10 protein-coding genes are annotated in these 10525 nt (G+C 54.3%); 6 read left to right on the forward strand and 4 right to left on the reverse strand.

Going from position 1 to position 10525, the window contains the following annotated elements:
• Positions 1 to 9 precede the first annotated feature (9 nt).
• Positions 10 to 4083, forward strand: coding sequence for a DUF4011 domain-containing protein (locus FYJ24_RS10400; protein WP_154546125.1), 4074 nt, complete (start codon positions 10 to 12; stop codon positions 4081 to 4083).
• A 181-nt stretch (positions 4084 to 4264) separates the two neighbouring features.
• Here the strand turns inward: FYJ24_RS10400 and mscL are convergent, their stop codons facing one another.
• From mscL to FYJ24_RS10415, 3 genes are all read right to left on the reverse strand, one after another.
• Positions 4265 to 4672, reverse strand: coding sequence for a large conductance mechanosensitive channel protein MscL (gene mscL, locus FYJ24_RS10405; RefSeq protein ID WP_154546127.1), 408 nt, complete (start codon positions 4670 to 4672; stop codon positions 4265 to 4267).
• Positions 4673 to 4675: 3 nt separating this feature from the next.
• Entirely contained in the window at positions 4676 to 5311 is a 636-nt protein-coding gene (locus tag FYJ24_RS10410; RefSeq protein WP_154546129.1) for an SAF domain-containing protein, read from the reverse strand.
• Between the two features lie 72 nt (positions 5312 to 5383).
• Positions 5384 to 5923, reverse strand: a complete 540-nt coding sequence (locus tag FYJ24_RS10415; protein WP_318656658.1) for a 5-formyltetrahydrofolate cyclo-ligase — start codon at positions 5921 to 5923, stop codon at positions 5384 to 5386.
• Positions 5924 to 5980: 57 nt separating this feature from the next.
• Here FYJ24_RS10415 and FYJ24_RS10420 point away from each other — a divergent pair, with 57 nt between their 5' ends.
• The 5 genes from FYJ24_RS10420 (at position 5981) to FYJ24_RS10445 (ending at position 10141) form a co-directional block, all read left to right on the forward strand.
• The gene (locus tag FYJ24_RS10420; RefSeq protein WP_154546131.1) at positions 5981 to 7192 is read left to right on the forward strand and encodes a molybdopterin molybdotransferase MoeA; all 1212 of its coding nucleotides are present in this window, start codon (positions 5981 to 5983) and stop codon (positions 7190 to 7192) included.
• Positions 7192 to 7857, forward strand: coding sequence for a GNAT family N-acetyltransferase (locus tag FYJ24_RS10425; protein WP_154546133.1), 666 nt, complete (start codon positions 7192 to 7194; stop codon positions 7855 to 7857). Before FYJ24_RS10420 ends, FYJ24_RS10425 begins: the two co-directional genes overlap by 1 nt.
• A 282-nt stretch (positions 7858 to 8139) precedes the next feature.
• Positions 8140 to 8913 (forward strand): hypothetical protein, encoded by a 774-nt coding sequence (locus tag FYJ24_RS10435; protein ID WP_154546137.1) that lies wholly within the window; start codon positions 8140 to 8142, stop codon positions 8911 to 8913.
• 151 nt (positions 8914 to 9064) lie between these two features.
• On the forward strand, positions 9065 to 9676 hold the full coding sequence (locus FYJ24_RS10440; protein ID WP_154546139.1) for a TetR/AcrR family transcriptional regulator: 612 nt from the start codon (positions 9065 to 9067) through the stop codon (positions 9674 to 9676).
• Between the two features lie 18 nt (positions 9677 to 9694).
• Positions 9695 to 10141: an META domain-containing protein gene (locus FYJ24_RS10445; protein WP_154546141.1), complete on the forward strand. Its 447-nt coding sequence runs from the start codon at positions 9695 to 9697 to the stop codon at positions 10139 to 10141.
• A gap of 123 nt (positions 10142 to 10264) precedes the next feature.
• On the opposite strand, the gene FYJ24_RS12675 is transcribed toward FYJ24_RS10445, so the two are convergent.
• Positions 10265 to 10525: hypothetical protein (locus tag FYJ24_RS12675; protein WP_206192652.1), on the reverse strand; the 261-nt coding region annotated here is incomplete at its 5' end.

Genomic DNA, 10525 nt, shown 5'->3' on the forward strand with positions numbered 1-10525 from the left:
GTGGGGCACGTGAGCTTTAGCATCTTTGGTCGCGGTGAGAAATTGCCTGACGCACCCACCTCATTGGATGAGGTGACGTCGAGTCAGTCCCCGGCGCCCGCAAGTGTCCCACCATTTCGCGAGGTGGCAGGTGCTTGGCGCGCTCAGTTAGCAAAGAAAGTGCGAGCTGAGTTAGGGGCAGATCGGCCAGCGAGGGTACTTCTCACTAGTCCGCACCCGGCTGGTTTAGCCCGGCTTTACGCGGAGCGCCCCACGAAGCTGTCCGCACTTGTGCGTGACCAGGTCGACTTAGCACAAGCCACGGCTGCAGTGATGGGGATAGTCCGCCAAGCTCAGGAAATGACTGATAAGCACGGGTCAGCGACAATCCATCTGGCTATTGGTTCTGCCACGTGGGTGGAGGGACAGCGTAGGCGTAGGGTTCCAATTATTTTGCGGCCCGTTGAGCTCACGGTTGAAGACGACGGAGAAATCACTCTCGATTTGCGACCTGGTGTTGAGGTATCGAACAGTTTGCTCGATATGCTGGCCAGGCAGGGCGCTCCTATCGAACCAGCCCAACTCCTTGATGGTGTGCGTTCTCCCACTGGATTTTCACCGACCGATGGCATCGCAATGATTCGTTCAGCTGCGGCCGCCGTTCCGGGCCTTGAGGTCTTGGAAACGCTGACTCTGGGGATTTTTGTGCACCCCACTTCAGCTTTACTGCGTGAGCTGGGTGCTCCACAGTGGCTTAGCCTTTCGCCAGTTGCGCGGGCATTAGCTGGTGACCAGGGGGCGAAGGCGGAACTTGAAGTGACACTTCCTGACCCCAATCCCTATGATCGTGACCCCTGGGGCGAAAAGGGGATAGGCGATCAAACTCCTGCAATGCAAGATGTCATCGAGGCGGCAACCGCAGGCTACTCGTTACTCATCCGCTCATCCGGACAGCGAACACCTCATGTGGCCGCGTCGATAGCAGCTGAGCATGCAGGGGCAGGTGACCAGGTGCTGGTAGTCACGGGGTCGCCGGTCTTGAGTAGGGAGATTCAACAGTGTCTGGAGGACCAGGGAGTCAGTGACGTCTCGCATGTCATTCAGTCATCTCGTGAGAGCGCGGAAAAGGTAAGAGAAGCACTCAAGACGGCTCTTATGGATGCCTCTGATACGTTTGACGCTGATGCCGTCAACGAGATGCGGACTCGTTTGCGCCGCGTGCGAGAGTCTCTGGCTGACTACACCAGTTCTTTGCACGAAGTGTTTCCCCAGTGGGGCGTTTCGGCGGTTGATGCCCTGCAAGAACTGACCGATCTCACGTCGATCCCCGGTGGTCCCAGCACAACTGTGCGGCTCCCTGCTGATGTTCTTTCGGCAATCTCCGCTGATCAAGGCCAGCAAGCCCGCGATCTATTGGCGCAGGCTTCTGCATTGGGAGTCTTCGCACCCACTTCCTCTGAGAGTTGGTGGAACGCTGTTGAGATTTCTGACCCTGAGGTTGTCCAGCAGGCATTGGCCGCATTAGAGCGTTTGAATGAGGATCTTCTTCCGCGTACGCGCATGCAGATGAGTGCAGTCTCTGGCGAGGCGGGACTCATCACTCCCTATACGGTGCGGCAGTGGTCGGATCAACTCCGCATTCTGGGTGGGATTCGTGAATCGCTGGATGTTTTCCAACCGGAAATATTTGATCGTTCCGCGGCTGACATGGTAATTGCCACTGCTACGAAACAGTGGCGCAAAGAACGCGGGATCCAGATGAGAGGTTCTCAACGTCGACGCCTCGTATCACAAGCGAAAGATTTGCAGATTCCTGGACGCTATGTGCCAGATCTTCATGAAGAGTTAATGCTGGCTCAAGCTAGGCGTGAAGAGTGGCGTGAGATTGCCCAAGAGGGTAGCTGGCCCAGGTTGCCCGCAAACTTTGACTCTCTTGTGGAACTGAACAATACCTTGCAAGCAGATCTGAAGGTTGTAGAACCCTATTTGGCTCCGGCATACGGTGATGTGTGGGATATGGATGTCGAGGATCTCTCCACACTCATATCTACGTTGTTGGAGGATTCGAAAGGGGCGCGAGAACTCCCTGCTCGAGTGAGGACACTCCAGGCGCTTGACGAAATAGGCTTGGGTGAGTTGGTTGCAGACCTGCGTGAGCGCGGCGTAGACGGCGAAATGCTAAGTCTAGAGCTGGACTTGGCTTGGTGGGCTTCAGCTTTGGGTCTCATGTTGGCTGAAGAACCACGCTTGGGCGGTTTGGACCCGGCTAGCCTCCAGAATGCTCTGTCTGAAGAACGTGAGTTGGATGAGGCACAAGTTGCATCGTTAGGACCTGCCATACGGCACAAGATATTGCGCAGGAGGGCCGGGGCACTAGCTACTCAAGCTGATGCCTACGTCAAGGCAAGCCAGGCATTTGCCACACCTGCCAGCGCGGCAACGTATTATGCGCGGGTGCCAATGGCGTGGCAACTGATGCCCATTGTGATCACGGCGCCCACTCTCGCATCTCACGTGGTCCCTTGGGGACGCCACGTTGACACTGTCATATTGGCGGGCGTTGAGAGACTAGAGTTGGCAGAACTCATCCCGATTATTGCGCGGGGTAGGCAAGTGATCGTTGTGGGATCGGTAGATACTCCTACTGTGCAGGCACTAGAAGACATTTTGCCGACGGTGAAGGTGGATAGTCCCAGTCGCCCGCTGACTAATAGTGTCTTGCAATTGCTGTCCGACTTTGGTGTTGCAGGACACTCAGTGTCTGTTCCGGGCCGCCATAGTGCAAGTTCAGTGCGCACCGTTGTTGTCGAGGGCACCGGTATGCCAGCACCTGGAAAGCACGCCATCGAGTCGTCGACAGCAGAAGTCGACCGTATTGTCGAACTTATCCGTGAGCACGCGCGAGAACGTGAAGGAGAATCACTGGCTGTCGTGGCGCTCAATGAACGCCACGCAGATCGTATTATTTCTGCACTGGGACGTGCTGTTTCGCGTTCGCCTGAGGAATTCCCCCAGGAAGTTCCGGTTCTCAGTGTTGACGAGGCGGAGGATATTCAGCCCGACCATCTTCTCGTAGCCGTCGGATATGCAAAGACCCCGCACGGTCGAGTTATCCACGATTTTGGTCCCTACTCCCAACCGGGAGGCGAGTTGCTTCTTGCGAAGGCACTGCACGGTGCTCGGGGAGACCTCACTGTGGTCTCAGCGATGTCAGCGGACGAACTCGATCCTGAACGTCTGCGACAGCCAGGTGCAAGGATGCTGAGGGCCCTCTTGAGATTGGGTGAAGGGGAAGAATCCGCGGGACAGTGGCCGACAACGGAAGCGGCCCCCGACCACCTTTTGGTGGACTTAGCTGAGAGACTCTATCGGCTTGGACTCGATGTAGTTCCGAACCTTGGATTCCAGGGAGGGATGCGTATCCCTCTAGCAATTGGACATCCAGAAGCACCAGGTCAACTCTTGGTCGCTATTCTCACTGATGACGACGAGTATTTGAATGAGCCTTCTCAACGGGTTCGGGATCGGCTGATACCTCAGATTCTTGAATCCCAGGGGTGGAAGGTTCGTAGAGAACTGTCAATGGCGGTATTCATTGATCCCAACCGTGAAGCCGAAGCTATTGTGCGATTGGTGCTGGATGCTGTCGATGAACAGCGTGGCGCCGATACAACAGAAGTTCCTGAAGACCAGCTTATAGAAACTGACAGCCTCTTTGATAACGCCCCTACAGGAACAGTAATGACTGTTTTTGAGGATGATGTTACGGGCATTCTTCAACCGACATCAGAAGATGCTGAACCTGAGGAAACTCACGCAGAAGAACCGCCATCTCAGCAGCCGGTCCGCGATCGACAAGAGACATCTCAGACGCGCGGTATACGTCCGGCAATTGCTCCAGGTTTGCCGCTGGCCGCATATGGAGACGACCAGCTTGATGAAATGGCACACTGGGTTCTCTCTTCCGCAGACCTCAGTGATAAAGAGGCCGTAGAAGAACTGCGCCTGGCGTTAGAACTGGGCAGACATGGACCACAGATTGATGCGGTCCTATCCAACGTCATAAAACGATGCCGGAAACAGCACAATGACAACCGCTCCTAGGCGTCGCCTCGTCAAGAAAATAAGTCGAGTTGACCAGAAGAGGCTAGACATGGGATTGCCTTCCTGGTCAGAATCTCCCCAGAGTGATACCAACAAAGAAACTGACAATGATCGACGGCTATTAGAAGAAAGGCCCCCTCATTGGAGGGAGCCTGACTTCTAGGTAATAGCGTTGCTCGGGCTACTCTTTGGCAGATCTCTGAAGAGCATCGCGGATTTCCACCAGTAAAGCCGCCTCCTGCGAGAGTTCCTCTTCTTCTGGGTCTTCATCTTTTGCGGCTCGTATCTCGGCTAGCTTGTTCAGCGGCAGCACGATACAGAAGTAGAGTGCGATAGCGACGATGAGGAAGTTGAGAAGAGCCGAAAGCACAGCCCCGAAACTCACCACCGCAGGCTCTCCAAAGCCTTGAATTTCAAAGCTGAGAAGACTGTCAAAATTCGGTTGGCCGAAAAGAGCGCCAATAAGTGGATTGAAAACACTATTGACTATTGCATCAACAACAGATGTAAAAGCTGCACCAATAATGACGCCGACGGCCAAGTCAATGGCATTGCCACGTGCAATAAACTCCTTAAACCCGCTAAGCATGGGCTACCCCTCCAAGTCTTGTGGCCGGCGCAGGACGCAATGCAAAGTATCTTGTGATACAGCACCTAAAGCAGCACCCACGTGCTGACGATTGAGTATCACAGTTATCCCCGTATGTTCCGTCTCGCCCCAGTCAGCTCCATCATATTGTGTGATGTCCACGATGCGCGCTGCTTCCGCAAGAAGCGAAGGAGCACATGTGACCTCCACACAATCGGGGCTGGTGCCCCATAGGTCGATGCTATCGCCCACTTGCAAAGTGCGCGCGGGGGAGGGCGGAATGGGCAGTGTGATAACCACTTCGTCAGAGCCTAGACTGCGTGACAGCGGCGAACCCAACAGTTGTCTTTCAGTGAGCACTGTGCCTGCCTCCAGAGGCAATGCAAAGCGGGCTTGGCTCACATCACCAGGATCGGTGAGTGCACTTGCTGGAATGGCACCTGGTGGAAGCGCCACTGGTGTCGGACTGGCATCGGCAACAGTCTGGCCCTCCGATATGTCGCGTTCATTTACCCAAGCGGTGACAGTCTCTGAATTGCCACGGATTGCCAAAATGGTCAACACCAAGACAACTGTCACGGCTATTCCAACAAAGGCGGTGCGCAGTTGCCAGGCGGCTTCTTTCCAATGGGGTTTCATGGAGCCAGTATGTGAGCGCACTTGACCTGGGCACAATACCGTTCTGGCAGATTGTGGAAAACCGGCGTTCCTTCACATGTGGAAAGAATGAATCCCCTCTTCTGTTACGCAACCGTCAAGGGGGTAGTCATGGGGGGCACGGGGCAAAGTGTGTGGTGGATACACCTCGTCAGCCCAGACCACGGCATAGATGGGAGCAGAAAACTCACCCAAAGTACGGTCGTACCATCCCCCGCCTTTTCCCAGGCGTACCCCTGAAATATCCACGGCAAGAGCAGGCACAAGAACCAGGTCTGCGCCTAGGACATCGGTGGGATGCTGAGGCTGCGACGGCCATTGAGGGCGAGGCGATTCTAAAGGCCCAGTTCCCCAGCTCCCAATAGGAAGCGGGCCGTCGGCCGAAAATAGCCGAGGTAAAAATTCCGCGTCCACTCCAGGAATCGGTTCGTCCGGCATCGGTACGTATGAGGCGACATGGTGGGCACCCAGCGAGGCTACCAGCCGCGCAACCGATGTTGAGATCGCTGGCGTATCTCCTCGTAGCACGCGAATGCGACGCCGCGCTCGCAGTACTCGGCGCCACCGGTCTTTACTATCTGTATCATCAGTCACCCTTCCACTCTATGCCAGGCATATGACACTGAGCGCTTGCTCTGCCAGACTGGAACCATGCGCAGTGTTACCGAGTTCTATCAAGACTGTTTGGACCACGCGGTACAGCAGCCGCCGCTTGACGTCCTCCTGGCTGACGCGGTGGGGTGCGTTCTGGCTGAAGACGTGCAAGCACCCTTCGATGTTCCAGTTGCAGATCTATCTATGTGTGACGGGTATGCGGTTCGCAGTAGCGATCTTGTCAATGCTCGGGCGGGCGCACCCATTTTGCTACCCGTTGTTGCAGAAGTGTGCGCTGGGGATATTAATCCAATCGTTTTGGTTCCTGGCTCAGCAATTCGTATTGCTTCGGGCGCGCCAATTCCAGAAGGCGCTGATGCAGTTATTGCTCTGGAATTTACCGATAATGGAGTCGCAAATGTTGCTATCGGTACGGCACCAGGTGTTGGCGAGAACATTCGAAGACGAGCCGAGGACGTGAGTCAGGGAGCAACCGTCTTACGTAAAGGCACGCGTGTTGGCTCCCGCCAGGTTGCTCTTTTAGCTGGCGTGGGGCGCTCTCGAGTAACCGTGCACCCTCGTCCGCGTGTAGTGATTATTTCGATTGGCGATGAACTGGTCGAACCTGGGCATGAAGCTCGGCCGGGCACAGTTTTTGATGCCAACGGGCATGCTCTGTCTACCGCAATTGCCGATGCGGGCGCAGAAGTCTTCCGAGTCGCCGCAGTTCCAGACTCCCATAGGATCCTCTCAGAGACTATCGAAGACCAATTGGTTCGTGCAGACCTGATTATCACTACGGGAGGGATCTCTTTCGGATCGGGTGATACGGTTCGTGAGGTACTTAGTGGCCTGGGGACTGTGCGATTCGACGGAGTAGCTGCGTGGCCAGGCCATATTCTTGGCGTAGGAGTTGTTGGATCGGGAACTCCTATATTTTGCCTGCCTGGAGATCCTGTATCAGCAAATGTCTGTTTCGAGGTGTATGTCAGACCTGCATTGCGGAGGATGCAGGGATGGACGAATCTTTCTCGACCCACGGTTTCAGCCCGTGTCGATAGGGCGTGGTATTCACCCAGAGGGCGCAGGGAATTTGTTCGTGTCCGATTATCGGGTGGCCCACAAAACGGCTACACGGCTAAGGTGATGGGAACGCCCGAAGCATTATGGCTTTCTGCCCTAGCTGAATCAAATGCTCTCGCTGTTGTTCCCGAAGACGTCACCAATGTGCAGGCAGGGGACGCATTGCGCTGTTTGGTGTTGGACTGATGGGATTTTTTGGCGCCAAACCCCAGATATGGGGTCACGATCCTGAGCACCTCGCGGTCGAGTTCTCTGGTAGTGACCTCAAGCCAGGGACACCTGTTGATCACTTGGTAGTCAGGCCTGCTATCGGTCGTGACTATCTAGCCATCGAATCCGTGCGGAGAGCCAATCGCGCATGGCTCTCCCCGTGGGAAGCAACTTTGCCGCCAGGCTCTACAGAGCGTCTGCCCGGTATGGGGGGATACCAACGTCGTTGTGAAAAACAGATGCGAGATTCTCTGGGTCTCTACATGGTGATTGAAGCCGATGAAGAGGCTGCTGGGACTATTTCGATTGCTGGTGTGCAACACGGTGCTATGAGCCAAGGCGTCCTGGGTTATTGGATAGGCGAACAGTGGGCGCGGCAAGGCATCACGTCACTTGCGGTAGCCGCAGTTATCGACATGGCGCTTTTGCAGTTAGGTCTACACCGTCTGGAGATAAACGTTCGCCCAGAAAATGAGCCGTCCTTGCGGCTCTGTCACAGTATTGGGCTGCGCCGCGAAGGTCTTAAACCACGTTTTATGTGTATTGGTGGTCAGTGGCGTGACCACGTTGGTTTTAGTGTCGACCGTGAAATGCTTCAGCAAGAGCCTCTCGTAGAGAGACTGCGTAGGAAGAGACAGTAAACACCCGCGTGGCTTCCCCCAGCTTGCGTAGTAAACCAATACTCTATTTACGTGAGTATTGCTGGGTTGACGCTTTTAGCGCTGTGTGTCGTATTGGGGTTGTACCTCACTCCGATGCTGGCCTCTAAGCGTCGAGCAGTAATGCTGTCGCGGGAGGGGGACCGGTTTTCCAGGGCAATGCGTGTGGTCACTCCCCAGGGTGAGAATAGACAGGGCTCCGCGAGTCGGGGGTATCATTCAGCTCCGATCCTGCTACCGTCACCACAGAGGGAAGGAACGGATGTGGCTACCAAAGTTCCGCAGAGACCAGTGAGTCCAGGTGCGAGGCTTCGCAGGCTTGACGCCGCTGCAGCTAGAGAGTTGGCGACGCTGCGTGCGAAACGAGCTGCACGGATTTCTTCCGCTGCTGCCGCTGGCCGCAGAAGGTTTGTTACCTTCTGCTTCAGTGTTGGTCTCGTTGTTCTATTTACCATACTCGGAGCGTTTTCGGTGCTTTCTTGGTGGTTCCTTCTATTGCCCGGGGTCCTTCTCGCAGGAAATATTGTCGCGTCACGGATGGCAGCTATCAGCAACGAAAAAGCTGATTCCGATGAACTGCAACGGCTGGAAGCATTGACTCGTAGGGTATCAGGGAGCGTTGAAACACCCAGTAAGCGACCCCGTGGTGAGGAAATAAAGACGCGTCGTGATGAAATAGAAAAGAACGTTGTTGAATCAACTATCACCTTATCCGAACCAATAGCCGAAATCTCTTCCGTCGAGGGAGACGATGGGGTACGTTCAGAGCGCACTGATGAGGAACTGACACAGGTCAAGACAGTGCCAGATCAACGTACTTGGGATGTCCAGCAGCTTCCTCAACCTACCTATCTCACGAAAGAGAAAGTGCAACGTAGGTCGGTACATGCTGATACGGATTTACGCGGAATTCCTGTTGTCCAGGCAGTCCCAGGACGCCCTGTGGCAGCCTCTCGACTTCCACAAGAGAGTGAGCCCGCGCCCGCCACCTTCACGTTCGACCTAAACGCTGTTTTGGAATCACGCCGCGCTCAATAGGACGAAATACTTATACTGGCTTAGTGGCGTGTTTCCGGCGAATTCTATGGTTATCTGCTACCTCTGAGTTGCTGGGCCTATTTAGGTAGTTAGACTTGGGGTAAGGAATTATACGCGCTTACAGGTCCTGTAAGCTCAGCTAGGAGTCACTATGGGACTGAGTAAGAGAGAACAAACTCGCCGTCACATTAGTGCTGAGGCTTATGCTCTTTTCGAAGCTCAAGGGTACGACAACACAACGGTTGCGCAGATTGCCAAATCTGCTGGCGTTTCCCATATGACATTTTTTCGCAATTTTCCGACGCGAGCTCATGTGTTGATCAGTGACATTGACATCCCACTGCTAATTCGCCTAGTTAGCTCTGCACCGTTGCATATGGGTGCACTGGAGTGCCTCTGTTGGACATTTTTGAAGTTCATTAGAGTTGTCGATGGGCGGTCCCGTGACAAAGTGCGTCGTCACCTGTTGGTAGTAGCTAATTCTGATGGTTTAGGCTCAGAAATGTTTGGCCCCAATTCGGCGCTCATGCACCGCATCGCAGGTGCTCTGGCTGGTCGAGGCGTAGGGGAATGGGAAGCCCGAACAGTGACGTGCGCAGTGTTGGGTGGCATCGGTGGTGCGCTGAACCAATGGGCCGATTTCGATAGTGAGACTGATCTGGTCTATCTCTCTGACGTTGTTGCTAAAGCATTGCTTCCAGATGTGAATGCTCGGGATCGGGTCTATCGTGACTTACAAGGGGAGACGACAATCCTCGGCTAAAGACGGTGAGAGGAAAAAATGAAGCGCATGTATGTTGGTGGCGTAGTCGCCGCACTCGTGGGAATGTCGATTGTTGGTTGTGGTGGGTCGGCAGCGACACTTACGCAAGAAAAGGCAGTCGGATCGTGGACTCTGCAATCAGGTAAGGGGCCCGATGGGGACATTGCCATCGTTTCGACGAATCCGATCACTCTCGATATCGACGCAGACGGCACGATTACTGGGTCTAGTGGGTGTAACAATCTCATGAGTTCCATGGAAGTAAGTGAAAATGGCGCCGTTACGTTGCCGGAGGCGGGAGGTGCTCTCACTCTGATGGCATGCGAGGAACCAGTGATGAAAGCAGAATCCGCATTCATGCAAACCTTAGACGGAGTGACTAAAGGTTCCATTAAGGGAAGCCTTATGACTCTAGAAGGCGACAATGGAACTCTAGTTTTTGAGAAGATAGAGCCACAATCTTAGGCTGTGCGCGGGATCACGTGCTCTCATGTTGACGAGGTGCCCTGGCGTCCGTAATATTATCTTCTGTTGCGCCGGTGATCTTCATCGAAGCGGCAGATCAACACCGGTTTTCCGGAGTGATCTTCAATCACATAAAGTTTGATGAATGTGGCAGTAGTCATAAAGAGTCAACTGGACCGGAGCTGAAAGTTCTGGTAATGTGGTTCCTCGCCGGTAGTTCTGGTTTAGAGCTTCTTGGCAATGAATATCCCCTAGTGGGGGTGTTGTTTGTGAACTTGATAGTGTGTGTCTTTTGACGTTTGTTTTTTTGGTTTTTGGTTGGGGTTTTTCTCTTTTTTGTTGGAGAGTTTGATCCTGGCTCAGGACGAACGCTGGCGGCGTGCT

Source organism: Scrofimicrobium canadense, from assembly GCF_009696615.1.
GTDB classification, from domain to species: domain Bacteria; phylum Actinomycetota; class Actinomycetes; order Actinomycetales; family Actinomycetaceae; genus Scrofimicrobium; species Scrofimicrobium canadense.

Coding starts and splice junctions, on each gene's coding strand:
- FYJ24_RS10440 (WP_154546139.1), top strand. CDS start 9,065: ATGGGACTGAGTAAGAGAGAACAAACTCGCCGTCACATTAGTGCTGAG.
- FYJ24_RS10445 (WP_154546141.1), top strand. CDS start 9,695: ATGAAGCGCATGTATGTTGGTGGCGTAGTCGCCGCACTCGTGGGAATG.
- mscL (WP_154546127.1), bottom strand. CDS start 4,672: ATGCTTAGCGGGTTTAAGGAGTTTATTGCACGTGGCAATGCCATTGAC.
- FYJ24_RS10425 (WP_154546133.1), top strand. CDS start 7,192: ATGGGATTTTTTGGCGCCAAACCCCAGATATGGGGTCACGATCCTGAG.
- FYJ24_RS10420 (WP_154546131.1), top strand. CDS start 5,981: ATGCGCAGTGTTACCGAGTTCTATCAAGACTGTTTGGACCACGCGGTA.
- FYJ24_RS10410 (WP_154546129.1), bottom strand. CDS start 5,311: ATGAAACCCCATTGGAAAGAAGCCGCCTGGCAACTGCGCACCGCCTTT.